The sequence below is a fragment of the Halobacillus sp. K22 genome, assembly GCF_052246795.1.
Taxonomy (GTDB): Bacteria; Bacillota; Bacilli; order Bacillales; family Halobacillaceae; genus Halobacillus.
On record NZ_JBQQCN010000017.1, the window covers coordinates 51,798 to 77,207 of the forward strand.

Genomic DNA, 25,410 nt, shown 5'->3' on the forward strand with positions numbered 1-25,410 from the left:
CCATTCCCAGTGTCCTTTGCTACAGTACTCCAGGTCATAGTAAGTGGGCTTTTTTACAGGATTTTGGAGGTATTTGAAGGTTGAATAAAATTGCAAATGGGCGTAGCCTGTTCTAAGACTAATAACAAGAAAGATATTAATTGAGGAGGATCCGTCCAATGTGTGGGATATTCGTGTCAATGGGAGAAATAGAAAAGAGCCAAATGGATGAAGTATTAGATTTACTTCATCACCGTGGTCCGGATGAAGGGAAATCGGTGGTAACCAACCGCGTCCATCTAGGACACCGCCGCCTATCGATTATAGGGCTGGATGATGGTATTCAACCCATTCACAACGCAGAAAAGGATCAGTGGATCGTCTGCAATGGAGAAATTTACAATTATGAATCGATAAAATCAGCATTGGAAAAAAAGACCCGCTTTCTAACCCAGTCAGACAGTGAAGTGGCTTTAAAGCTGGTTGAATCAGAAGGCGCACAAGCTATTGATCAGCTTGATGGAATGTTTGCCTTTTTCATTGCGGATGAACGTAATGATACCTTTATTGTAGCCCGTGACCCTCTAGGGATAAAACCTCTATATTACGGTTTAGATCAGGACGGACGTTATGTATTTTCTTCTGAACTGAAGGCTATTGAACGCTTTGTTCTTCAACCTAAAGAGTTCCCGCATGGTCATTACTTTACTCCTGAAGAAGGTTTTGTTTGTTATAGGTATGTGCAAGCTCCAGAAAACACGTTTAATGAAGAGTCGTTGGATCAGGTAAACCAATCGATCCGTGAAACGATGGAGAAAGCTGTTGAGAAACGTTTGCTCGCCGACGTAGAGGTTGGCGTTCTGCTGAGCGGTGGACTGGACAGCAGTTTAATAGCCGCGATCGCTAAACGATACCATAAAGGGTTATCTCCGCTTAAATCTTTTTGTGTGGGAGCGGAAGGCAGTGCTGATGTGATCAATGCGCGAAAAGTAGCCGAAGCAATTGGAACGGACCATTATGAATATATTTATACTCAGGAAGAACTGGTAGCGGCTGTAGAGGATGTAATCTACCATTTAGAGTCTTATGAACCATCCTTAGTCAGAAGTGCGATTCCGAACTATTTCGTATCGAAATTAGCATCTGAACACGTGAAAGTGATCCTTTCAGGTGAAGGAGCTGATGAGCTGTTCGCAGGTTACGCCTACATGGAGAGATTTCAGGATACAGCTTCGCTCAATAAAGAAATCATCCGCATCTTAAATACCCTTCATCATGTAAATCTGCAGCGTGCGGACAGAATGAGCATGGCGCATTCGCTTGAACTTCGAGTTCCATTTCTTGATATGGAAGTTGTAGAGAATGCCTTGAAAATTCCAGCGGGTCTCAAGATTCATAAGAAAGACCGAATGGAGAAATGGCTTCTCAGAAAATCATTTGATGGCGTGCTCCCTGAAGAAGTGCTTTGGAGAAAGAAAGCAGAATTCTCTGAAGGAAGCGGAGCGTTGGATCTACTGGATGCGCATGCTGAAGATAGCATCACGGATGAGGAATTGACCCGTATTCAGGAGAACACGACGGTAGAGATCCGCTCAAAGCAGGAAGCTTTTTACTATCGAATATTCAAAAAGCATTTCCCTGGAGAAAATATGCTTCAGACGGTAGGGAAATGGGCTACTGCGTAGGGTATATCTTTTTAAAACCGTAAATAATCCCGGTTAATCATAAAAGTAGTAAAGAAGCATAGAAAACTTTCTAAGCTTCTCAACCTGGAGAGAACCCCCCTGGTTTTCTCCAGGTTATTTTTTTTGCAGGCGTAGTATTTTACAAGAAGCTTATTCAAAAATAGGGCCGGATTGTGGAAGACTCGATTTCGAGATATTTTGTAGAGAAAGGGACTCCAGGGAACGGCTCGCTTTCCGCGGGCATGTGGTGAGCTTCCTCAGGCTTAGCCTTCCGGGATCTCACCGATCATGTTCATCCCGCAGGAGTCTTCGCCGTTCCCTTCCGCCCCTTTGCGATTATTGAGAGCTCAAAAGTTTTTGCATAAACGCCTTCCAATGAACAAGGACCATCTATAATTCCCACTGGTCTTTACGTGTGTTTAATTGTAGAAACCCAGTTATATAAGCATTTGAGGCAAATGCAGCATGGCTTCTTTCTCTTATAGCAGGGTCCGTTCACTAGATATCGTGGGGCGGCGGAGGAAACGAGGAGACTCCCGCGGGAGAAGGAGCTAGGCGAGACCCCACAAGGAGTGGTAACGACTGAGGAGGCTAGCCAGTTCCCCCGCAGGAAAGCGAGTTGTTTCCGTAGCCGCCCCCACCCTTTTTTTGGCAATGGACCCGAGTTATCTCGAAACTGAGTCTTCCACAAACGGGAGCTTATCTTTAACATGTAACTCGGGGATTTATTCAAAGAAAAATGTGGATTATTGTTTTTTCCTGACAGACTCTTTTATGAGAGGCTTACTATCAACTATAATAAGAATTACCAACAAAAAATATCAGAAAAATCAGAATCGCAGTCTCATATATTAAGAAAAAGGGGGACGGGCTGGTGGAGCATCCATTATTGCCGTTTAGAGAGGTCTGGAAAGCAAAGAAACGTATAAGAGAGGTAATTAATGGTCCAACGCCTTTAATTTATTCTGAGCACCTCTCCCATCATGTAGGCGCACATATCTATTTAAAGCTTGAGCACCTTCATCCCACCGGATCATTTAAGCTGAGGGGAGCTGCGAACAAAATCCTCTCTCTAACACAGGAGGAAAAAGAAAAAGGAGTCGCTACTTTTTCTACGGGAAACCATGGAATTGCTGTCTCTTATGTGGCCGGACAATCTAACATTCCATGTATCGTCTGTATATCCAATCGTGTCCCCGCTGCTAAAGTAGATCGTTTGAAGCGCCTGGGAGCTCAAGTAGAGGTGGTTGGAGAAAGTCAGGATGATGCTGAAGCCCGCTGCTATGAACTTCAGAGAGAGGCCGGTATGACCGTGATCAAACCTTTTGATGATCAGGAAGTAATCGCAGGTCAAGGAACCATTGGACTTGAAATTATGGAGCAGTGTCCGGAGGTGGATCAGGCGATTATCCCTTTATCAGGGGGAGGGTTACTATCAGGTATTGGTGCTTCTTTAAAGGCTATTGACTCTGCTATTCAAATCACCGGGGTATCGATGGAAAAATCAGCGGTTATGTATGAGAGTTTGTTAAAGGGCGAGCCGGTCACCCTTAAAGAAGAAGACACGCTTGCAGATAGTCTGCTTGGCGGTCTTGGTCCTAATAATGAGTACACCTTTCCATTAACACAGACTTTTTTAGACGAAGCAAAATTGGTTTCTGAAGAATCGATCGGTAACGGGATCTTATTCATGCTGACCCACCATAAAATGGCGGTGGAAGGCGCTGCAGCAGCAGGGATCGGCTGGCTGCTTAACGAAAAGACTTCGACGGGTAGCCATGTCGTGCTGGTTGTCAGCGGAAACAACATCGACCAACACACCATCAATCACTTAATTAAGAATCAATAGGGCAGGAGTGAGGCGAATGGGAGTAACAGTGGAAGATGTGCTGCAGTTACCTATCTTTAAAGAGGCAAAGGTTTTAACTAAGACCACAGATAAACCCGTACAATGGATATCCGTGATCGAGACCCCCGTTGAAAATTTTGTGAGGAACAATGAATTTGTACTGAGCACCGGGGTGGGATGTGGAGAAGATATACCGAAGCTTGAGGAATATGTAAAGGATGTTATTCGTGCAGACGCTTCAGCTCTCGCTTTTGCTACCGGACGATATCTTTACAAAATACCAGACCGTATTCTGCGATTAGCTGAGGAACACGATTTTATCATCATGGAAATACCATGGGAGGTGAGGTTCGGAGATATTCTGCAGGATGTTCTTCGTTTAATAAGTGAAGAAAAGCAGACCGGGCAGCAGCGGGCCGAAACCATCCGCCAGGAATTAATTAATTGTGTATTGAACGGCAAAGGATTGCAGGAAATTACTACGATTCTTTATGAAAACACTCACATTCCTGCTGCTATCAGTGATCATAATAAACAAATCAGGGCTAATCAGCAGTTCGACCGTTATTTTCTAGACGTGTTGAACGGAAAAGAAAACGAAGCATTTCAATTGGTATCTCCAGAGCCTTTTAGCGATCATCCATTAGTCCATTACATTGAAAAATATGAGATTGGTCCACATTTTTGCTATCAGCTGACGATCCTTTCGAATTACAAAAAGCAAGGATATCTGTTGTTTAAGCCAGAGGATGACCATGAATTGACATGGGTGGATTTATCGATTTTAGAGCATACACTTACGGCCTGCGCTTTATATTTTGTGAAAGAAAACGCCATTGAAATGACCGAAATCCGGTTGAAGGATAACTTTCTGCTTGAACTTGCCAAAACTGAAGTCGATATCGATAAGTCGCTGCTGGCGAAAGCCCACCTCCTTGGTTATGACTTAGAGAAGCCGTATGCGTGTCTGGTAGGAGATATTCGTTTTAAAAAACAGATTGATGGACCCGTAGGTTCAGAGGAGCATTCAGTCCAATCTTCGTCCATGCACAGCCGGAACTACTATATTCAAAAGGAAGTGACACATGCGGGGGATATGCTGAAGCGGCAGACGATGACCACGTTTGATGAAGGGGAAGTTATTGTTTATATAGAGGCGGATTCCAAGACATACCCGGAGACGGCTAATCAATTTCTGGATCTCGTGGAGCGGCGCCTTCACGAATTACTTGCCGGTATTACGATCTCCTGGGGAATTTCCTGCCATAAAGACGGTCTGTATACCTTCCACCAGAGCTATGAAGAAGCGGCTACCGCTTTAAATATCGGACGTCAAAAACATGAAGACGGAGATCGTACTTTTTTCAGTGATACCCGTATGAACCGCTTGTTAATGGCTCTTTCACACGAAAAGGAAATTGAATATATTGTCCATAATACGTTGGAAAAACTGATTGAATATGATCAACGAAGACAGACGGACTTAATTCATACGTTCATTGTTTATAACAAATACAACAGTAACGTAAGCCAGACAGCACGTGCCTTAAATCTGCACCGCCAGTCATTGCTGCATCGCTTAAGGAATATTGAACACTTAACAGGGCTTTCTTTATTGGATGCAGATGACCTTTTCCTCCTGGAGCTCAGTGTACGTTTATGGATGTTGAAGAAAATTGAAAAATGAGCGCTCCTTCTGCAGAGGAGCCGCTCATTTTATTCGTTATCGATCAGCAACCATTGTTTCTATTTCCTCGTTACTAGAATCAAGTCTAGTTAGTTGGACCTCCCATTTATCTTCTTCTTCACGATACAAAATCAGCTTTACGGCTAACAGTTTGTCACCCTGGATTTCCATTAAAGCTTTTGACAGAGCCTCGGGAGCTTCCATGTCTGCGCCCTCTACTTGGCTCATTTCAAGAACCGTCACCTGCTCTGCTTCAGCCTGAGTGGGGAAGGATTCACGAACTCCACCTTTCACCCACACTTCTACTTGTTTACCTACCCAGCGGTCTTTAGGAGCATCGGAGACCCACATTGCATTAGGATTGCTGTCTGAATCAGAATCCAGGGGAGCCACCACTAGAATTTGGTCCTCTTTCTGTTCCATAACAAATCCGGTAATTTCAGGAGGAGACGGGTTTTCTTGCTCTGGTGGTTCTTTAGGTTGACTATCGGAATTAGAAGTTGGTGCAGCTGCACACCCGGTCAGAATCATAGTTATAATAAACATGCATGCCAAAGCTCTCATAAACTTGCCTGCCTTTCTATTATTTTTTGAATAAATTACCATGACATCTATCAATAACTTTGTTATAGTAAAAAACAACCAAGTGAATCTATGATTATAACTACTAGGGGAGCCTGAATGGGCTGAGAGGAAAGCAAAGAAGCATTCCGACTCTTAACGAACCTGATCTGGTTAACACCAGCGGAGGGAAGTAGTCTACTATTTATTAGACATTACCCTTATAAGTCAGGTCCTTCCCGGGATCTGGCTTTTTGTTTTTCCCCTACGGAAGGGAGGACAGACATGAACAAAACGAGATTACTAACGACAATGGCTGCATTCATTGCGATTGGAACACTTGGTGCCCAGCTGCTCTGGTTTCCAGCAGGAGTTGCAAAGGCTTATCCAGTCCAGCATGCAGTAAATGTGATGGCAGCTGTGACACTTGGTCCATTACCGGCTGTAACCATAGCTTTTATGATCGGTTTATTACGCCTCCTCCTCGGATTAGGTACACTGCTCGCGTTTCCTGGAGGAATGATCGGTGCTTTTCTTGCGGGTATTTTATACAAATGGGTTCAAAATAGAATGGCAGCAGTTGCCGGTGAAGTGCTTGGTACAGGAGTCATTGGAGCCTTATTCGCTGTTCCTTATGCAAATATACTGATGGGCAGCTCGTCTGGAGCTCTGGTATTTCTACCATCCTTCTTGGTCAGCAGCATATCAGGTGCCATGATAGGATGGATCATCGTTTCAAGAGTTAAATTGGAAAAATATATCTTACAACCATAATACACGGAAACTACTAGGGGCGCGAGTGTTCGCTGAGATAAGGAAATAAATTCCTTGGTCCCTTACCACCTGATCTGGATCATGCCAGCGGAGGGAAGTAGTAAGCAGCCTCACCCCCTTCCCCCCCTTAGTAGCTTCCGAATAAATCAGGAGGCATTTTCATGTCATTTACAGAACAGTTAAGACAAGAAAACCACGATATTTTCGAAAGAATTTTTCACCATCCATTTGTTGAAGGAATTGGAAATGGTCGTCTTCCCTCAGAATCTATAGCTCACTATATAAAAGCAGATTACGAGTATTTAAATGCGTTTATGCACATTTATGGAATTGCGATTTCCAAGTCCACTGAACGTGAAGATATTCAATACTTTAACGAACAGGTCAATTTCATCCTTCATAGTGAAGTGCACCCCCATCATAATTTGTGCGAGTATATCGGCATTCGGTATGAAGATCTTCAGGGTTATCCGCTTCCTCCAACCGCTGATCATTATGTGAAACATATGATGTACCATGCTCAAATGGGAGGTCTTGGTGAAATTATTGCCGCACTCCTTCCTTGTCCCTGGACTTATTTAGAAATAGGAAGATATTTGATGGAGGAGTATGAGCCTGACAAAGATCATCCTTTTTATCCCTGGATAAAATTCTATGCCGAAAGCGAGATGCAAATTCTCACGGATCATTTACGAAGCCGGCTGGATCATTTTGCTGAACAGGCTTCAGAAAAAGAACTCAGCCGTATAAGGGATGCGTATCGGAAAAGCTGTCAGCTGGAATGGTCTTTTTGGGAAATGGCTTATACCTGTGAAGGATGGATTGAAGGAAAGGCGGTGGATGTTAAATGAACCACGTTCCATGCGCATTGACTATTGCGGGCACAGATCCAAGCGGAGGAGCAGGTATCCAGGCTGATTTAAAGACATTCCAGGAATTAAAATGCTACGGGATGTCTGTGATCACATCTGCCGTTGCTCAAAACACCACAGGTGTAAAGGACATTCACCACCTCCCTATTGAATTCCTGGAAAAACAACTTCAGTCGATTTCTGAGGATATGCCAGTTCATGCTTTAAAAACAGGAATGGTCGCTCAAAAAGATATGATGAAAGCAATAGCTAATTGGATTCCGGAGACCAACGCTTTATATGTAATGGATCCCGTTATGATTTCTCAAAGTGGTGATTCCTTAAGTGAAGAAGAATCAAGGGAAGTATTACGAAATCATCTGCTTCCTTTGACGACTTTAGTAACCCCCAACATCCCGGAAGCGGAAGAGATAACTGGGAATAGAATTGAAACTGAGGAAGATATGAAAGAGGCGGCTGAAGCTATCGTCAAGAATTTCGGAGCAGGTGCAGCCTTAGTGAAAGGCGGACACAGGGAAGGGTCAGCCATTGATTTTTTATTTGATGGAAATGAGATCCACACCTTCGAGTCAGCTCGCATTAATACAAAAAACACTCACGGGACCGGCTGCACGTACTCCGCAGCGATTACTGCCTACCTGGCACAGGGCCTCTCGTTAGTTGAAGCTGTAAAACAAGCTAAATATTTTGTAACGGAAGCGATTCGGTATTCCTTCGACCTTGGGCATGGAAGCGGGCCGACCAATCATTTTGCTACTCGTGAGGAGGTTTCTAACAAATGGATGTAAATATCATTAAGGAAGTACGGCAAAAGCAGCCGCTGATTCACCATATTACGAACCAGGTGGTCATGAACTTCAGCGCAAACGGTTTACTTGCTTTTGGTGGTTCACCCATCATGGCACATGCCAGAGAAGAGGTTCAGGATGTAACACGTCTGGCTGATGGGGTCCTTCTTAATATAGGAACGTTAACAGAAAACCAGGTAAGCGCTATGATTTTAGCGGGGCAGGCAGCTAATGAGGCAGGTGTCCCTGTGGTAGTGGACCCAGTTGGTGCAGCTGCCACTAAGTACCGCTCGAAAAGCATTCAAACCATTTTACAAAATGTGAACCCTTCTGTAATTAAAGGAAATGCTGGAGAGCTTGCTCATTTAATTGGAGAAGAAGTAGAGACAAAAGGGGTAGAATCGACGGGTACTGGAAACGAAAAATTAATTGCGGAGAGAGTTGCACAAACCTATGAGACCACTGCTGTTGTCACCGGAAAGATTGACGTAGTATCTGATGGGTCGGAAACCCGGACTAATTCAACAGGAGACCCTCTTTTAGCGAAAGTGACGGGTACAGGCTGCCTGCTCGGTTCTATTCTTGCTGCAAGCTTGTCTGCAAGTGGATTTAGTGTAACTAACATCCATACAGCTCTGGAATTTTTCGGAGCGGCAGCTGAACACGCAGCTTCACAGGAAACAGTACAGGGACCAGGAACATTTGCTTCTCATTTTCTCGATGCATTAGCCATGGACCCTGAACAATTGGGGGAGAGATGATCAGTGACTTTATCTAAGCAGTTAAGAAAGTATCTGGTGATGGGAAGTCAGGACACAGACAGGGATCCTGCAGCTGTCCTGGAAGAGGCCATCCAAGCAGGGATAACCGCTTTTCAATATAGAGAAAAGGGAAGAGGATCACTTGAAGGAGATGCTAAGCTTGAGCTTGGCAGAAAACTCAGAAGTCTTTGCCGGGAGAAAGGGATCCTCTTCATAGTCAATGATGACTTAGACATGGTTGAACCGCTAGAGGCAGACGGGATTCATGTAGGCCAGGAAGACATAAGTGTCGAAGTTATAAGGTCGCAATTTCCAGACAAAATCCTTGGGCTGTCGGTTTCAACAGAGCAGGAAGTAGCCCAAAGTTCATTAGATAAGGTCGACTATCTCGGAGCTGGTCCTGTCTTTCAAACGAGCACGAAGGAAGACGCTAAGCCTGTCGTTGGAACCGACTGGATTAAGCAGCTAAAAGAGGCCTACCCTGATTTACCGGTCGTTGGTATCGGAGGGATCAACACGGAAAATGCTTTTTCGGTCATAGAAGCAGGAGCGTCCGGGGTAGCGGTTGTTTCAGCCATAACACGTGCCGAATCAATAGCTGAAGCCGTGAAACGGTTATAACGAAACTATGATTGCGGTGTCTTTTATGGATTCTGAGCAACGTGATTAACAACGCACACTTATTCCACAATCGGGCCGGATTGTGGAAGACTTAGTTTCGAGATAAGTTGGGGCCGTCACGATATGAGGAGCGGGTTGGTGGGGAAATAACTCGTCTTGTTCCATCACCCAGACACTCGAGTCATAAGCCGCTCATCAACGGATGGGAAAACCGCCATCCTTTTGATGAGCGGCTTATGCTGGTCGTGTCTATCGGGGTGATTCCACATTTGAACATTTTCCTATGGGGGGACGGTGAGCTTCCTCGCTCGTTTCACTCCCTGCGGGATCTCATCTAGTCCCTTCTCCCGTTCTTACACTCATGATCGATGGAGTCCTAAGACAATGCCTAAACGATATGGGGTGCTATCCAGCTCCAGCACCTAGCGTCTAGTGAGACTTCCCTCGCTTCTGTACGATAAGGCAACATCGAATCGCTGCGCTCTTCGTGTTTTCTTTATCTCCGTCAGCTCAGTCCAGTCCATACGCCGCTGCCCAAGGTGCTTCCGCTTTTAACCGGGGAGTCTTGCCTTTTCCCCATCAACCCAGCCACGGGAGAATAACGGACCCTGCTAGAAGAGAGAAGGATCTCCTTCTTAACTGATCTTAAATGCTTTTATGACAAGCTATTCCATATCTTTTTAGCGTGAAAACCCTCATGTTCCTGTTTATCAAGAAGATAACTTAAGTGGTTTCGAGTTTCTGATTTGGACAGGTCCGGAGGGGACGCTGAAGACTCCTGTGGGATGAACATGATCGGTAAGATCTCGCAGGGCTGTGAAGCCCGAGGAAGCTTACCACAGAAGAGGTTCGACTAAGAACGCCACGTCGTGTGGCAACGTCGAACGACCCTGCGTCGTGCAGGGTCGGAAAGCGAAACCGTCCCCCGCAGGACCTACTTCTCACAAAAGGCTCGAAACTGAGTCTTACAAAATCGGAGGCTTAACTTTATATAGTCAACACGGGGATTTAACAGTGCCTTTTGATAAAGGCACTGTATGTTTAGTTTGGTGTTTCCACCGTACGATTACTTGCTTCTTTGAGAACGGTTTAGTTAAAAGGATGAAGGGTAAAAGGGAAGGAAGGTTTAAACAAAGGAAATTACAGGATAAAAATTTATCTATCCAATACATCAATAGAGGAAGTGAGCAAAAAATGAGTCAACAAGCTTGGTCTGTGGATCAAATCCCTTCATTAAAAGATAAAGTAGTCATTGTCACTGGCGGTAACGGCGGCCTTGGATTTGAAGCGGTCAAAGTGTTTGCTGAAAAAGGTGCAACCGTTATTCTGGCTTCAAGATCTTTAGAACGCGGCGAAGAGGCATATGAGGCCATCAGGAAAGACAATCCGAATGCAATTATTGATGTGATGCCTTTAGATCTTCAGGATTTAGATTCGGTAAAGGAATTCGCACGTATTTTTAAAGCTAAATACTTTCGACTGGATATCCTGTTGAATAACGCAGGAGTAATGACGACCCCTTACGGGAAAACGAAAGACGGTTTTGAACAGCAGCTCGGCATTAATCATCTTGGCCATTTTGCTTTGACTGCCCTTCTTTTTGAACGCTTAAAAGAAACGGAGCAATCCCGAGTGGTCAACATTAGCAGTAATGCCCATAAATCCGGAGCTATCGATTTTGATAACCTGATGTTTGAAGGCGGCAAAGGATACAAACCAATGAAGGCCTACTCCCAATCCAAGCTGGCTAATCTGCTGTTCACCTTTGAGCTGCAAAGACGAATTGACCAAGCTGGATTGTCTATAAAAAGCGAAGCGGCTCATCCCGGAGGAGCTCAAACCAACTTGGCGCGACATGTAGAGGACAAATTTCTTTATAAAATGCTTGAAGGAGTGCTTACCCGTGTAACTCAAAGTGCCTATGATGGATCACTTCCGGGTATTCGCGCGGCTACCGACGCTTCTTTAGAAGGCGGGCGCTATTTAGGTCCTTCTGGTTTTATGGAGATGAAAGGTGAACCTGTAGTGGTTGCTCCAAAAACTCATGCCTACGATGTGATGGACGCGGACTTGCTTTGGAAAGAGTCCGAACGATTAACAGGCGTGAAGTTCCCTATATAAGTGAATCAAAGACTAAGCCTTTTTTTTGGGCTTAGTCTTTTTTTAGGATCTAATAATCGTTGTATGTGCTCTTTTCATAAGCAAGTTAATTAAATATAGGCCCGGAAAGTTGAAGACTCGAATTAGAGCCCTTTTCCATCTATCGTTACGGACCCATTTATCTCGAAGTTGGGAGCATATTTCAAAAATCAGCATTGAGATTCAACCGAGCTTTTTTTACGGCTGCCTATAATTAACATAACAGGAATCATAAAAAAAGGTTTAGAGGTTTCGAAAAGGATTATATCGGACTTGGTCATTTATAAAAAAGTATTTTAATATATTAAATCAGTTTTTTTTTATAATGAGCGGGTAAGAAGGGATATATACCAAAAATTAAGAAAGGATTGAGGAGGATTTAGATGGATAGGAAGAAGCTCATTGATTATAAGATTTTTATACCCTCACTAATTATTATTCTGGGTATTAGTATTCCATTTGCTATGTTTGAAAGCGAGTCATTGGAAGTTTTGAATTCTATATTTGATTATATTGTAGAGGTGTTTAGCTGGGGTTATCTCTGGTATGGAATTATTTTGGTTATAGCAGGATTGTATTTATCATTTTCAAAATACGGCCAAGTCGTATTGGGAAATCCTACCGAAAAGCCGCGATTCACTTTATTTGAATATGCATCCATACTAATTGCTATGGGCGTAGGTTCCACGATTATGAGAACCGGGATGCTTCAGTGGACTTCAGTTGCAAATGATCCGCCAGCAGGAGTAGAAGCTGGATCGCCGGAAGCTCTTTTATGGGGTAATGCTTACAGCATGTTTTTATGGGGTTTCCAGGTTTTCGCTATTTTCGTGTTGATTGCTCCGGCGATGGGGTACATTCTTCACGTAAGAAAACGTCCGTTAATGAGGATCTCTGAGGCCTGTCGTGTTCTTTTTGGGGATAAGTTTACCGATGGAATAGGCGGTAAAGTTCTTGATATTTTATTCCTTATTAGTATCCTTGCCGGCGCAGCTGTAACGCTTGGTTTAGGAGCGCCTATTATTACACAGAATTTATCTCACCTTTTAGGTATAGAAGTTAATTTTGGTCTGACCATAACAGTTACGATCATATGGGTATTCTTATTCTCACTTAGTGCGTATTTAGGTATTGAAAAAGGGATTAAACGGTTAAGTACTTTTAATATGTACCTAGCTGCTTTATTTGCTTTATTTATTTTAATAGGAGGCCCAGGTGTATTTATCTTGAATTATTTTTCCGATAGTATATCCTTCCTATTAGCTAATTACCTTAACATTTCGCTAAATACACAGTCTGTGCATCAGGGGGAAACCTCTCATATTCAAAGTAATACTGTTTTCTGGTATGCATACAGTGCAACGTGGGCCATGCTCCACAGTGTGTTTGCTGCTAAAATTTCAAGAGGCAGAACGATTAAGGAAATGATTCTGACGTACTTGTTAGCACCTACTCTTATCTCATGGGTGGCAACAGGAGTACTTGGGGGACTAGGAGTCCATAGATATCTTATGGGAGACCTGTCTATCTTGCAGATGGTAGAAAATAACGCAAGAATGGCAGCTATTCCAGAAATACTATCCACTCTTCCGTTTGCAGAAGTTTCTATTATCATCTTTATGATTGTAGCTCTCGTGTTCTTAACGACTACGCTTGACTCAACCACCTACACTGTAGCTGCTTATACAAGTACTAGAGATATGAGTAAGTATGAACCTCCGAAAACACTGCGTATTGTCATTGCAGCTGTTATAACTGGTTTAGCATTAGTACTCATGCGTATTGGCGGTTTACCGCCTTTAGAAGTTATTTCAGGACTAATGGGTCTGCCTATTATTTTCTTACAATTTATACTCATATATGCTGCGAAGCGTATGATCGATGAAGATAAAGCGTGGAAGCATAATGTTAGAAGCAACTAATATGAAGAACCCTCTCTTCGTTAATAGATATTAACGAAGAGAGGGTTCTTTAATTTCGAGGATCTGTAAGGTTTGTTAAAAAATCTAACGATGAGCAGATCGGTTCCAGACAATATCTTGAACTGATTCTTCTAGTAAGCAGCTCTATAGATTGAAACTATTTTGACGAAGAATCAAACTATAACTTTTAAGAGACCCCCGTTTAAAACTATCTCTCTAATTAGATTAGTTAATAAACAATGAATTTAAAAATGTTTCACAGAAACATTTTGAGTGAGGCGAACTATAATTTCTTGAGACCAGGTATTTGAGGGAGAGGGGACACTCTCTTTGTATTATAATTTAAATCAGAAGCATATCGCTTGTAGCAGCAGGCGATACATACTTTCTAATTCGCATCTATATTGGAAAAAACAACAAAAATAGCTGAATGGGGGACAGAGGGATACTCCGTTAATAGGGAAATATGTCTTTAAAATCTAGTTGTATCGCAAGGCGATATATTTTATAATTACTAAGATACAGTAGTTTTTATATTAATTAATCTATTTATTCCCGCGGTGTTACATCGCCTGTATCGGAAGCCGATATAAGGACTTTTTAAAGTATAAAGACGGCCCTCAGTCACATGGAAATTATTATTTTTTAAAAGGCACTTTTTTGATAGTCAGGTATATCGTCAGGCGATATGACCTGGAGGTCCCAGGTAACCTTGGTATTTAATAGAAAGAGGTGCGATATGCGAAGCGATATTCAACCAAATGAACAGGCTTTCTCCTCTAAGGAGGTAGCCGAAGAAGTGGGAATTGCAACCCCGACTGTTCGAAAGTATGCTCAAATCTTAGAACGGAATGGATACGAGTTTTTCAAAAATCGTGACCGGCGAATCTTTGTTCACTCTGATATCGAAGCGCTTATATCGATACGCGATACGGATAAGCCATTAGACGTTATAGCTCAAGAACTGGTGGAACAGCAGACAGAACGCTTGAAGGGGTATAAGGAAGCTGGTATATCGGTTCCCGATACATACAATCCTTCACTCCAGCACAATGATCAATTAAAAGAATTTTTCAGGGCCCTATCCAGTGAACTCGCAGCTACCCGTGAGATGAATGTGCAATTAACCAATGATATTTCAGAGTTAAAAACCACTGTGTCACGTCTACAGCAAGATCACCACCATATAAGTGCGGGGATTAGCAATTCGGCTCAAAAAACTAATGCTAAAATTGAAAAATTGTCACAGCAGCAGGAAGAGCATTATGAAACCTTACTTCAACAGGAAAAAGAAAAGACGGAAGCATTACAGGAAGAAATTAAAAATATGCGAGCTGAGCAAAATAAAGAGTGGCGAATGCAAAATGATTTTAACACACGTCTAGAGCAAGCAATGAAAAAAACAGAACAGCCGAAGGGCAGCTGGGAATGGTTTTTATCCCTTTTTGGTAAATAATTAGTTGTATGATTTATAAGCAGAAGACCGCTATTCAAAATCAGCCCGGGTTTTTGAGTCATGAAACTGCAAAAAGCTGCCATCTATACAAATAAGTCGATATAGAAGACATAAAAAAAGACGGGCTAACCCGTCTTTTTTTTCGTTTACCTAATCCTCTCTCCAGGCTTAAGGATCGGCAACTCCACATTCACGGTGTCTGGATATTTAATTCCAGCTCCTGTATTCAAAACGACCACCTTTTCCTCTTCTTGAATCCACCCTTGTTCACGAAGGCGGCGGGCAGCCGAGAAGGCCGCAGCTCCTTCAGGGCATACAAAAGCCCCTTCCTTTTGGGCGACTACCTTTTGTTCCTCTAAAAGAGCAGCGTCGCTGATCGCTATGGCACACCCATCAGTGTCATATAGTGCCTCAAGCACTAGAAAATCTCCAAGAGCTTTGGGTACGTTAATTCCAAAAGCTACGGTTTCAGAGTTTTCCCAGAAAGGAGCTTCTGTTTCTCCTTTTTCCCATGCCCTTACAATAGGTGCACAACCTTCTGATTGAACGGCTACTAAACGAGGCATCTTGTCGTCAGAAATCCACCCTAGCTGCTGAAGTTCTTTTAAAGCCTTATGAATTCCGATTAGGCCAACACCACCGCCGGTCGGATAAAGGATCACATCAGGAACTTCCCAGTTGAGCTGTTCAGCAATCTCTAACCCCATCGTTTTCTTTCCTTCAATCCGGTAAGGCTCCTTTAGTGTAGAAACGTTATACATTCCTTTTTCTTCAACGGCATTTCCTACAATTTGACCAGCATCGCTAATTAATCCATCGACTAAGTATAAGCTAGCCCCAGAGATGGCACATTCGTTTCTAGTTATATTAGGAGCATCGATTGGCATAACTATGGTAGATTTCATGGAAGCACGAGCGGCATAAAGGGACCAGGCAGCTCCAGCATTTCCATTCGTAGGCATAGCGAGTTCCTCAACACCAAGCTCCTTCGCTTTTGAAACTCCGACAGCTGCTCCCCGGGCTTTAAATGACCCTGTGGGAATCGTTCCTTCGTCCTTCATTAGTAAATTGTTAATTCCCATGTCACGTCCGATTCTATCCATCAAGAGTAATGGGCTCATGCCCTCTCCTAAAGTGGTTTTGTATTGTTCCTCCTCCAGCGGAAGCAGTTCATGATAGCGCCACAAATCAGAAGGGCGATCCATCAGGTGTTCTTTTTTCCAATCGCGCGCTAATGCATTTAGGTGGTATTCGACTAAAAGGGGAGATCCACAGGTGCATAAATGCTGAGTTTCTTCGCTTGAATAAGTTTTCGAACATTTCGGGCAGTACAAGTGAGATATGTAACTGTAATTCATTTTTAGGGCCTCCTTATAAGTATTAGCTTCATGGTAACACACCATTTTGCTGTAGCTTACTAAGCGAGGCTTTTTTACAGAGAGTGTCGATTTTTAAGTTTGTAGTAAATTCGGTTTTGAAACTTCATACACTTTTTACATTACAAAAAAAAAGCGCGTTGAATAAAATATAAGTAATCATTGTTTTAATATTCAGAAAAAAGTGGAGGGGTTCAAATGGTGCTTCCTTTTGACATTCTTGAGTATCACCAGCGGTTACAAGAGACCAAAAAGAGCATGGAAGCGAAAGGAATCGAAGTCCTGCTAATCTCAAACCCGGCAAATATGAATTACCTTTCAGGGTATGACGCCTGGTCTTTTTATGTTCATCAGATGCTCGTAATTATCATTGATGAGCCACAGCCTTTATGGATCGGACGTTATCAGGATGCAAATGGTGCCCGGGTTACAACTTGGATTTATGATGAAAATGTAATTGCCTACCCGGACTATTATGTCCATTCAGAAATCTATCACCCAATGGATTTCATATCGGAAATTTTGAACCAAATCGGTCATGGGAACCGGAAAATCGGTGTAGAGATGGATCAGTATTATTTCACAGGTATGGCACTTGAACGATTGAAAAAAGGAATGCCTAATGCCGTTTTTCAAGATGCCACACTGCTAGTTAACCGGGTAAGAATGATTAAATCAGACCAGGAAATTGAATATATGAAAAGAGCGGCTAAGATCGCAGATTTGGCCATGCGAAAAGGCGTGGAAAGTATAAGCCCGGGAGTGCGCGAATGTGATACAGCTGCTGAAATTTACTATCAAATAATCAAAGGAACACCCGAATTCGGAGGAGAGTATCCGGCTATCGTACCTCTGCTGCCGACTGGGGATCGGACTTCGATTCCACACCTAACGTGGAGTGACCGTCCTTTTGTAGAAGGGAATGCTGTCATTATCGAATTAGCGGGTTGTTATAAGCGTTACCATGTGCCTCTGGCTCGAACCGTAACGGTGGGGCAGCCGAATGAAAAGCTGCAAGTGGTAGCACCCGTAGTCCTGGAAGGAATTCAAGAAGTTCTTTACGCAGCTAAACCGGGTGTGACATGCGGTGAACTTGAGGAAGTATGGAGAAAGACCATTAAGAAGCATGGCTTTGAAAAAGAGGCTCGACTCGGTTACTCCGTTGGGCTGAATTATCCTCCGGACTGGGGAGAGCATACGGCTAGTATCCGAAAAGGTGATTCTACAGTTTTAAAGCCGAATATGACTTTTCACCTTATTCCGGCCTTATGGTTTGATACAGATGGCATTGAAATAAGTGAAACCTTCCGGATTACAGACGAAGGTTCTGAACGGTTTACCACTTATCCTCAAGAATTAATAGTTAGAGATCATTTGGACCTTAGCGGTCAAATCAGCTAGGAGGTGTCGATCATCCATTTATTCCATCGGAGTGAAATTAATAATGTGGTGAGTTTAGATAAGAGGGTGGTGGATTTGGTGGAGGAAGGTTTCAATGCACTAAGTGATAACAAAGTGCAAATGCCTCCCATCATGCGAATTGATGTCCCCGAACACAATGGGGAAGTAGATATTAAATCTGCTCACATCAGAGGGTATGATAGCTTTGCCATCAAGCTCTCTTCCGGATTTTTCAATAATCCTCAAATAGGGCTGCCAAGTGCGAATGGACTTATGATTCTCTTAAGTGCGGAAACAGGCAGACCCAAGGCAATTCTTGCTGACCAGGGTCTGCTGACCGACTTACGTACCGCTGCTGCAGGTGCGGTGGCTGCCCGTCATCTCAGTCGGCAAGATAGTCGTATCGCCGGAATTATCGGTACCGGAGCGCAAGCCAGGCTGCAGTTGGAAGCTCTTTCGCTTGTTCGCCCCATAGAAAGGGTGCTGGTTTACGGAAGAGATATTAAAAAGGCTAACGTCTATAAAGAAGATATCGAAGAACGACTGAGTCTGCCAGTAGAGGTATGTGCTCACCCGCAGGAGGTTGCAGGCGAAAGCGATATCGTTGTGACGACCACTCCTGCTTCAGAACCACTGTTTAAAGGGGAATGGCTACGCCCTGGAGTTCATATAACCGCCATGGGATCTGATGCCGAGCACAAACAGGAACTTGATACGTCGGTATTAGAAAGAGCCGATCAGTTAGTGTGTGATGTGAGAGCGCAGTCTGTGCGGCTGGGAGAACTAAGGAATTGTAATCAGGAAACAGTAAACCGGGCTATTGAGCTTGGAGAGATCACAAGCGGCCGAAAGTCAGGAAGGCAGTCATCTGATGAAATTACGGTCTGCGATCTTACAGGGACGGGTGTGCAGGATACCGTTATCGCCCGCCATGTTTATTCATTACTTGTACCTCAGGAGGAGATTATAAATGGAAAAAGCTAAATTCAGTACAAAATCGATTTGGGCCGGAGAAAAAGAGCAGTTAGCTTTTGGAGCTACACAGGTACCAGTGGTCCACAGTGTGTCTTTTGGTTATGACGATATGGATGAATGGTATGAGGTGGCGATTGGAAATAAACCGGGGCATATTTATGGCCGGAATACCAACCCTACTGTGCAGGCATTTGAAGAGAAGATTCGTATTCTTGAAGGAGCAGATGCTTCTACCAGTTTTTCTACAGGCATGGCTGCGATCAGTAATACACTAAGTACTTTACTGTTCCCTGGAGACCGCGTCGTATCCATTAAAGATACGTATGGCGGCACGAACAAAATTTTCACAGAATTTCTTCCAAGGCAGCAAGTAGAAGTCATTTTATGTGATACAGGAGATCATGAAGCCATCGAAAGAGAAGTGGCCAGAGGGTGCAAAGTCCTGTATCTCGAAAGTCCGACCAACCCGACCGTTAAAATTACGGATATTAAACGAATGGCTGCAGCAGGTAAAGCAGTAGGAGCCACTGTCGTAGTTGATAATACATTTGCTACGCCTGTTAATCAGAATCCCTTAAAGCTCGGAGCAGACCTCGTGATCCATAGTGCAACGAAATACCTCGGAGGGCACGCAGACGCTCTTGGCGGAGCTGTATGCGGTGATCGAGCCCTTGTAGAAGCTATATACCACTACCGTGAAATCAACGGTGCGACTATGGATCCCATGGCAGCCTACTTGATTCTGCGCGGCATGAAAACCTTGAAACTGCGAGTCGATCAGCAAAATAAAAATGCAGCAAGTATCGCAGAATACCTGAAAACATTTGATTTGGTCGAAGCGGTATTCTATCCAGGTCTTGAAGAACATCCTCACCACGACATAGCAAAAGAACAAATGACTGGTTTTGGAGGTATGCTCAGTTTCGCAGTTCGTGGCGGGGTTGATACAGTAAGACAATTGCTTCCGAAGCTGAAATACGCGAACCGCGCAGCTAATTTAGGGTCTGTAGAAACAGTGGTAGGACCTTCAAGAACCACCAGTCACGTGGAATGTACCCCGGCTGAAAGGCTGGCTATGGGAATTCCGGAGGGCCTCATCCGTTACTCTGCTGGTATTGAGGATATTGATGACTTAAAGCAAGATCTTGCTCAAGCTTTTAAAGCAATTGAAGCTTATGTCAATAGCTGAGGAAGTGGAGCCGTGAGAACCAAAAACGCGGACTTAGTTAAACGTTGTAACGAACTTCACTCCTCTTTAGTGAAGTGGAGAAGAGATTTTCATCAATACCCAGAACTAAGTTTTCAAGAAGAACGCACAAGCAGAAAAGTTGAAGAAATCTTACGCCAGGCTGGGATTCAGGATATTGAAACAAACGTAGGCGGCTACGGGCTCATTGCAACGATAAGCAATGGCCCGGGGGCTGTGATCGGAGTGAGGGCAGATATGGATGCCCTTCCAATTGAAGAGGAAACAGGTTTCGCCTGGTCTTCAAAAAATCATGGGGTTATGCACGCTTGCGGTCACGACGCCCATACTGCCATTCTGCTTGGGATTGCTCATCTGTTTATAGAAGATGCGAAGGCCAATCGGTTTCGAGGCACTGTTAAGCTTGTCTTTCAGCCCGCTGAAGAGAAGTGTGATGAACAAGGGGAGACCGGAGCTGTCAAAATGCTGAACTCCGGCAAGTTGGAAGGAATTGATTCGATACTGGCGCTTCATATGTGTCCCTGGAGGAAACGTGGAGAGGTTCAAATTCACGATGGACCGAGCATGGCAAATAACGACGAGTTCCATATCGTCATTAAAGGAGCGGGTGGTCATGCAGGCTACCCTCATCAAACAGTCGACCCGGTGTGGATCAGCACATTTGTGTTGCAGAATCTGTACAGTTTAAATGGGCGTAAAGTTGATCCTTTGGACGTGGGGACCATTAGCATTGGAAAAATTCAGGCAGGAGAAGCTAACAATATTATTCCACACGAAGTGGAGATCCGTGGCACGATGCGTTCGTACTCAAATGAAGTTCGATATATGCTTATTCACGAGATTAATAAAATACCCTCTCTTGTGGCATCACTGGGGGGAGAATGTGATCTTGTGGTTCAAAAAGGAGAACCCGCACTCTATAATGCGCCGGAAATCAATGAGATTTTTAGAAAAGCAGCTTATCCAATGACCATTTATAATGAACCTTTTGGAATGGGCAGTGAAGATTTCAGTCACTTTACTCAAAGGATTCCCGGAGCCATGTTTTTTTTAGGATGTGCAACAGAGAAGGTGACCAATCTCCATCAATCGGATTTTAATATAGACGAAGCTGCTATGTGTGAGGGAGTTAGGGTACTTGCGGAAAGTACTTATGAATTACTAAAGCAGGGAGGCATTTGATGACAATGAGAGTAGCTTTTATTGGTTTTGGAGGGGTCGGTCAGTCGCTGGCTAAAATTATGAAAGAACGCCAGGAAGACCTTAACAATGAATATGGCCTTGATTTTTCAATTGTAGCTGTAGCTGATATGCGGCTCGGGGCCGTCTACCAGCCGGAAGGGCTGAACTTGGATTTACTATTTGAAGGTATAAGTAAGCATGCAACAGTAGAAGCCTATCCGGAAGATCACCAGACGGTTAAAGGCTGGAGCAGTCTGGAAACCATCAAGAACTCCAATGCTGACGTTATTGTTGAAGTAACGTTTACGGATGTGAAAACAGGGGAGCCTGCCATTTCCCATTGCCGGACTGCATTTGCTCATGGAAAGAGTGTGGTGACGACTAATAAGGGACCAGTCGCACTAGCCTACGAAGAACTGCTTCAATTGGCCGAAGAAAAAGGCGTGTTCTTTGGATTTGAAGGGACGGTTATGAGTGGAACACCAGCTTTAAGAATGCCGGAAACCACTCTTGCAGGCAATCAAATCACGCAGATTAAAGGCATATTGAATGGAACAACAAATTATATGATAACGGAAATGGAAAAAGGACTTTCTTATAAGGAAGCCTTAGAGAAAGCTCAAAAATTGGGGTATGCCGAAGCAGATCCAACCAGTGATGTGGAAGGTTATGATGCTCGGTATAAAGCTTCTATTTTATCCAGTCATGTGATGAGGTCCCCTATTCCCCCTCATGAAGTAGAGTGTGAAGGAATTAGTGGACTTAACTTGGAAAAAATAAAAGAAGCCTGGAATAATGGAGAAAAATGGCGGTTAATTGCTCGCGTAGAAAAAAATAATGGACGCGTAAAGGCAAGTGTTAAACCAGAAAGGGTCCCAATGGACGATCCATTAGCCGGAGTAACAGGGGCTACAAACGCGATTGTCTATGAATGTGATTTGGCAGGACCTATCATGCTAACTGGAGCTGGTGCAGGTCTTAAGGAAACAGGATATTCTTTATTGATTGACTTAATTCACTATCATAAGCAGCGCACACCAACGAAAATATAAGGAGGGTACGCCTGCCATGCAAACAAAAGTGAAAACGATGAAAATGTTACTAGGCGGAGAATGGGTGGAGGCTGATCAGACATTTGAAGTTCTCAACCCACAAAATAACGAGATTATTGCTTATGTCCCTGCCGCTTCTAAAGAGGATATGCTTGCCGCAATTGAAATAGCAGATCGCACATACAAATCTGTAGATCCATGGCCTGTCCACGAACGGATCCGGGTATTAAATGATGCGGCTGATTACATGGAAAGACATGCAGAGGAATTTGCTCAAATTGTTTCTTCTGAAGGCAGCAAAACCATTACAGAAGCCCGTGGGGAAGTGAGAAGAGCTACGCAAACCATTAGAATTAGTGCTGAAGAAGCACGAAGAATAAAGGGAGAAACGATAAATTTTGATCAAAATGAAGGAAGTGAAAACCGGACCGGTTACTATTACCGTTTTCCGGTAGGGGTTGTCGGTGCTATTACTCCTTTTAACGATCCATTAAATCTTGTAGCCCATAAAATCGGTCCCGCGATTGCTGCCGGAAATGCCATTGTATTAAAGCCTGCCTCGGTGACACCTTTAAGTGCACTGAAATTAGCCGAAGCTTTAGTAGAAGCGGGACTTCCAAAAGGCATGCTCTCTGTTATTACAGGATCAGGTAAGCAGATAGGAGATCCCCTTATTACTCATCCAGCCGTAAAAATGATTTCGTTCACCGGCGGTGGAGATGCAGGCGAACGGATTTCCAGTCAGGCAGGAACGAAAAAAGTGAGCATGGAATTAGGATCTAATTCCCCGGTTATCGTTTTAAAGGATGCAGACCTTTCAGATGCTGTTTCAGCTTGTGTATCAGGAGCTTTTTCAGCTGCCGGTCAAAACTGTATAGGAGTTCAGCGAATTTACGTAGAGGACGAAATTTACCAGGATTTTGTGACGGATTTCGTGAATGTAACCCATGGTTTAAGAGTTGGCGATAAAATGGATGAGCGCACAGATGTAGGTCCTATGATTGAAGAAAAAGAAGCCATACGCGTTGAGACCTGGGTGGAAGAAGCCGTCCAGGAAGGTGCTAAAATAGAAGCGGGAGGTAAAAGGGACGGCGCTTTTTATTATCCAACCGTGTTAACGGACGTTTCTGATACTGCTCGAATTGCTCAAGAAGAGATATTCGGTCCTGTCGTCATCCTCCAGCCAGTAGCGAATCTTCGGGAAGGAGTTGAAAAGTCCAACAATGTTAATTATGGGCTTCAAGCAGGTATTTTCACAAATAATCTTCAGCATGCTTTTTATGCGATCAAACACATGGACGTGGGCGGTTTAATGATTAACGACAGCAGTGATTACCGGATTGATGAAATGCCGTTTGGAGGGACTAAGGGATCTGGTATCGGAAGAGAAGGGGTCCGTTTCGCGATCGAATCCATGACGGAACAGAAGGTTATATGTTTTCGTTTTCAATCAAATATATAATCGTGTGTTATTCGGATGCATCTTAAGTGCCGCTATGTTGTTACATAGCGGTTTTTTTAGTGGAAATTGGAATGCTTTCCTCAGGATAAAAACCTGCTAAGAGAGAATAGTAAACGTAAGAAATCCTGAGGAGGATAAAAGATGAAAAAAGCTTTAATGGTACTGCTTACAGCCTTCATCCTGTCTCTCATGCTTACAGCTTGTAACATGGATGAACAGGCTAGAGAACAGCAGCGAAATAACTTTAATGAAGTAAGTTTTGGTCCTGAGGATCAAGGAATACAGCAAAAAGGTCAAAATGCAGTAGATCCAGGTGCTGCCCCAGGGCAAAACAGGTTCGATCCCAACATACATTTTGAAGGATTAAATCCAAATGGACCAAACGGAATGATGGATGCACCGATCAGGGATAACGAAGAAAATCGGGCAGAGCCTGACAGAGATCAGGGGAATGCAGAAGATGAGCGGTTCGGACAGGTGAATGGAGCTCTTCAAGAAGAAGTAGTGAAGTTAACCAATCAGGCGCGGGAGAAAAACGGTTTGAAGCCACTGAAAATTGACGGCCAAGTAGCTAAAGTTGCCCAGAAAAAGTCAGAGGATATGTCGGCCAACGACTACTTCTCTCATACATCTCCAACGTATGGATCGCCATTCGATATGCTTAAAGAATTCGGAGTGGAATATCGTACAGCAGCGGAAAATATTGCTGCCGGTCAGCAGACAGCGGATCAGGTTGTTAAAGGATGGCTGAATAGTCCTGGACACCGTAAAAATATTATGAACAAGAACTTGACCCATATTGGAATTGGATATGATCAGGATGGAAATTACTGGACACAAATGTTTATCGGTAAAAAATAAATAAAGCAAGACGTCAAGGTTCGTCCGGCGTCCTGCTTCTTACATAACACAAGAAAGGATAGGGCATATGATTAAAAGAATTACGGTATTGATGTTAATTTTCTTCAGTTTGCTGCCCCTGTCCAACGTCTATTCCAAACAAGAAGAACGGGTAGTAGCCATAGGGGACTCCATCCCGTTTGGATATAATTTGTCAAAAGATAACCATATGCCTCCAAGTAAAGCTTTTCCCTACCTTATTGGGGAAGAAACAGGTTTGGAAGTCACCAACCTCAGTGTGCCCGGTTTGACATCCGGAGAACTTTTAAAGGCTGTTCATTCCAATGACATGTTCAGACAGTCCATCCAGGGAGCGGATTATGTCATTCTTTATATTGGGGGAAATGATCTTCTTAATTTAGTGAAAAAAAACAAAGATCTGGATGGAATTCGTATTGAGGAAGCTGCTCCCGTGATCAGGGACCTCATTTATAACGTTTATTCTACGATCGTACTTATTGATCAGCTCACGGATGGGGAGATCCTTGTTTATAACATTTACAACCCGTATCCCTCTGCAGGGGCTCAGCTTAATACACCATTAGCTTACATTAACCAACAGTATGCTGCTCTAATTAAGCTACTCAGTCATTTCACTTCAGTGAAGCTTTTGAATGCCAATTTAGCCTTTAAAGGTCATCCGGAGAATATCATTAAAGGAGATGTCCATCCCACTGAAGAAGGACAGCGGGTCCTGGCTAAGCTGGCTCTACAGCAGATGAAGAAATAAACTTCTACACGGATAGCCGCATCCTCCTGTA

The 25,410-nt window shown here is 43.6% G+C and carries 21 protein-coding genes and 2 riboswitches; of the genes, 19 read left to right on the top strand and 2 right to left on the bottom strand.

Annotated elements, in window-relative coordinates:
- Window positions 1-158 precede the first annotated feature (158 nt).
- The 3 genes from asnB to ACTWPM_RS13105 all read left to right on the top strand — a co-directional run bounded on the left by asnB (window position 159) and on the right by ACTWPM_RS13105 (window position 5,200).
- Complete coding sequence (asnB, locus tag ACTWPM_RS13095; RefSeq protein ID WP_443133474.1) at window positions 159-1,664, top strand: asparagine synthase B; 1,506 nt, start codon at window positions 159-161, stop codon at window positions 1,662-1,664.
- A gap of 874 nt (window positions 1,665-2,538) precedes the next feature.
- Entirely contained in the window at window positions 2,539-3,513 is a 975-nt protein-coding gene (locus ACTWPM_RS13100) for a pyridoxal-phosphate dependent enzyme (protein WP_443133475.1), read from the top strand.
- Between the two features lie 16 nt (window positions 3,514-3,529).
- On the top strand, window positions 3,530-5,200 hold the full coding sequence (locus ACTWPM_RS13105; RefSeq protein WP_443133476.1) for a PucR family transcriptional regulator: 1,671 nt from the start codon (window positions 3,530-3,532) through the stop codon (window positions 5,198-5,200).
- A 36-nt stretch (window positions 5,201-5,236) separates the two neighbouring features.
- On the opposite strand, the gene ACTWPM_RS13110 is transcribed toward ACTWPM_RS13105, so the two are convergent.
- Window positions 5,237-5,764, bottom strand: coding sequence for a DUF3221 domain-containing protein (locus ACTWPM_RS13110; protein WP_443133477.1), 528 nt, complete (start codon window positions 5,762-5,764; stop codon window positions 5,237-5,239).
- Window positions 5,765-5,859: 95 nt separating this feature from the next.
- Window positions 5,860-5,970: riboswitch (TPP riboswitch) on the top strand.
- A 76-nt stretch (window positions 5,971-6,046) separates the two neighbouring features.
- On the opposite strand from ACTWPM_RS13110, the gene thiW reads away from it, so the two are divergent.
- The 8 genes from thiW (at window position 6,047) to ACTWPM_RS13150 (ending at window position 15,094) form a co-directional block, all read left to right on the top strand.
- Window positions 6,047-6,535 (top strand): energy coupling factor transporter S component ThiW, encoded by a 489-nt coding sequence (gene thiW / locus ACTWPM_RS13115; protein WP_443133478.1) that lies wholly within the window; start codon window positions 6,047-6,049, stop codon window positions 6,533-6,535.
- 5 nt (window positions 6,536-6,540) lie between these two features.
- Window positions 6,541-6,648: riboswitch (TPP riboswitch) on the top strand.
- A gap of 48 nt (window positions 6,649-6,696) precedes the next feature.
- Entirely contained in the window at window positions 6,697-7,386 is a 690-nt protein-coding gene (tenA, locus tag ACTWPM_RS13120; protein WP_443133479.1) for a thiaminase II, read from the top strand.
- On the top strand, window positions 7,383-8,195 hold the full coding sequence (gene thiD / locus ACTWPM_RS13125; RefSeq protein ID WP_443133480.1) for a bifunctional hydroxymethylpyrimidine kinase/phosphomethylpyrimidine kinase: 813 nt from the start codon (window positions 7,383-7,385) through the stop codon (window positions 8,193-8,195). The genes tenA and thiD overlap by 4 nt, the downstream gene beginning before the upstream one ends.
- Window positions 8,186-8,956, top strand: coding sequence for a hydroxyethylthiazole kinase (thiM, locus tag ACTWPM_RS13130; protein WP_443133481.1), 771 nt, complete (start codon window positions 8,186-8,188; stop codon window positions 8,954-8,956). Before thiD ends, thiM begins: the two co-directional genes overlap by 10 nt.
- Before the next feature lie 3 nt (window positions 8,957-8,959).
- Window positions 8,960-9,577, top strand: coding sequence for a thiamine phosphate synthase (thiE, locus tag ACTWPM_RS13135; protein ID WP_443133482.1), 618 nt, complete (start codon window positions 8,960-8,962; stop codon window positions 9,575-9,577).
- A gap of 1,194 nt (window positions 9,578-10,771) precedes the next feature.
- Window positions 10,772-11,698 (top strand): oxidoreductase, encoded by a 927-nt coding sequence (locus ACTWPM_RS13140; RefSeq protein ID WP_443133483.1) that lies wholly within the window; start codon window positions 10,772-10,774, stop codon window positions 11,696-11,698.
- A gap of 401 nt (window positions 11,699-12,099) precedes the next feature.
- Window positions 12,100-13,638, top strand: coding sequence for a BCCT family transporter (locus ACTWPM_RS13145; protein WP_443133484.1), 1,539 nt, complete (start codon window positions 12,100-12,102; stop codon window positions 13,636-13,638).
- A gap of 739 nt (window positions 13,639-14,377) precedes the next feature.
- On the top strand, window positions 14,378-15,094 hold the full coding sequence (locus ACTWPM_RS13150; protein WP_443122873.1) for a hypothetical protein: 717 nt from the start codon (window positions 14,378-14,380) through the stop codon (window positions 15,092-15,094).
- A 146-nt stretch (window positions 15,095-15,240) separates the two neighbouring features.
- Here ACTWPM_RS13150 and ACTWPM_RS13155 read toward each other — a convergent pair whose 3' ends face one another.
- A complete protein-coding gene (locus tag ACTWPM_RS13155; RefSeq protein ID WP_443133485.1) occupies window positions 15,241-16,452 on the bottom strand; it encodes a threonine synthase in 1,212 nt (403 codons plus the stop codon).
- Between the two features lie 216 nt (window positions 16,453-16,668).
- On the opposite strand from ACTWPM_RS13155, the gene ACTWPM_RS13160 reads away from it, so the two are divergent.
- The 8 genes from ACTWPM_RS13160 to ACTWPM_RS13195 all read left to right on the top strand — a co-directional run bounded on the left by ACTWPM_RS13160 (window position 16,669) and on the right by ACTWPM_RS13195 (window position 25,379).
- A complete protein-coding gene (locus ACTWPM_RS13160; RefSeq protein WP_443133486.1) occupies window positions 16,669-17,871 on the top strand; it encodes a M24 family metallopeptidase in 1,203 nt (400 codons plus the stop codon).
- Between the two features lie 3 nt (window positions 17,872-17,874).
- Window positions 17,875-18,855 carry a cyclodeaminase gene (locus ACTWPM_RS13165; RefSeq protein ID WP_443133487.1) on the top strand — a complete coding sequence of 327 codons (981 nt, stop codon included), beginning with the start codon at window positions 17,875-17,877 and terminating at the stop codon, window positions 18,853-18,855.
- A complete protein-coding gene (locus ACTWPM_RS13170; protein WP_443133488.1) occupies window positions 18,842-20,035 on the top strand; it encodes a cystathionine gamma-synthase family protein in 1,194 nt (397 codons plus the stop codon). Before ACTWPM_RS13165 ends, ACTWPM_RS13170 begins: the two co-directional genes overlap by 14 nt.
- A 12-nt stretch (window positions 20,036-20,047) precedes the next feature.
- Window positions 20,048-21,235, top strand: coding sequence for a M20 metallopeptidase family protein (locus ACTWPM_RS13175; protein ID WP_443133489.1), 1,188 nt, complete (start codon window positions 20,048-20,050; stop codon window positions 21,233-21,235).
- Complete coding sequence (locus ACTWPM_RS13180; RefSeq protein WP_443133490.1) at window positions 21,235-22,287, top strand: homoserine dehydrogenase; 1,053 nt, start codon at window positions 21,235-21,237, stop codon at window positions 22,285-22,287. Before ACTWPM_RS13175 ends, ACTWPM_RS13180 begins: the two co-directional genes overlap by 1 nt.
- Window positions 22,288-22,303: 16 nt before the next feature.
- Window positions 22,304-23,749 carry an aldehyde dehydrogenase family protein gene (locus ACTWPM_RS13185; RefSeq protein ID WP_443133491.1) on the top strand — a complete coding sequence of 482 codons (1,446 nt, stop codon included), beginning with the start codon at window positions 22,304-22,306 and terminating at the stop codon, window positions 23,747-23,749.
- Window positions 23,750-23,890: 141 nt separating this feature from the next.
- Window positions 23,891-24,610: a CAP domain-containing protein gene (locus tag ACTWPM_RS13190; RefSeq protein ID WP_443133492.1), complete on the top strand. Its 720-nt coding sequence runs from the start codon at window positions 23,891-23,893 to the stop codon at window positions 24,608-24,610.
- A 67-nt stretch (window positions 24,611-24,677) separates the two neighbouring features.
- Window positions 24,678-25,379 (top strand): SGNH/GDSL hydrolase family protein, encoded by a 702-nt coding sequence (locus ACTWPM_RS13195; protein WP_443133493.1) that lies wholly within the window; start codon window positions 24,678-24,680, stop codon window positions 25,377-25,379.
- Window positions 25,380-25,410: the final 31 nt, after the last annotated feature.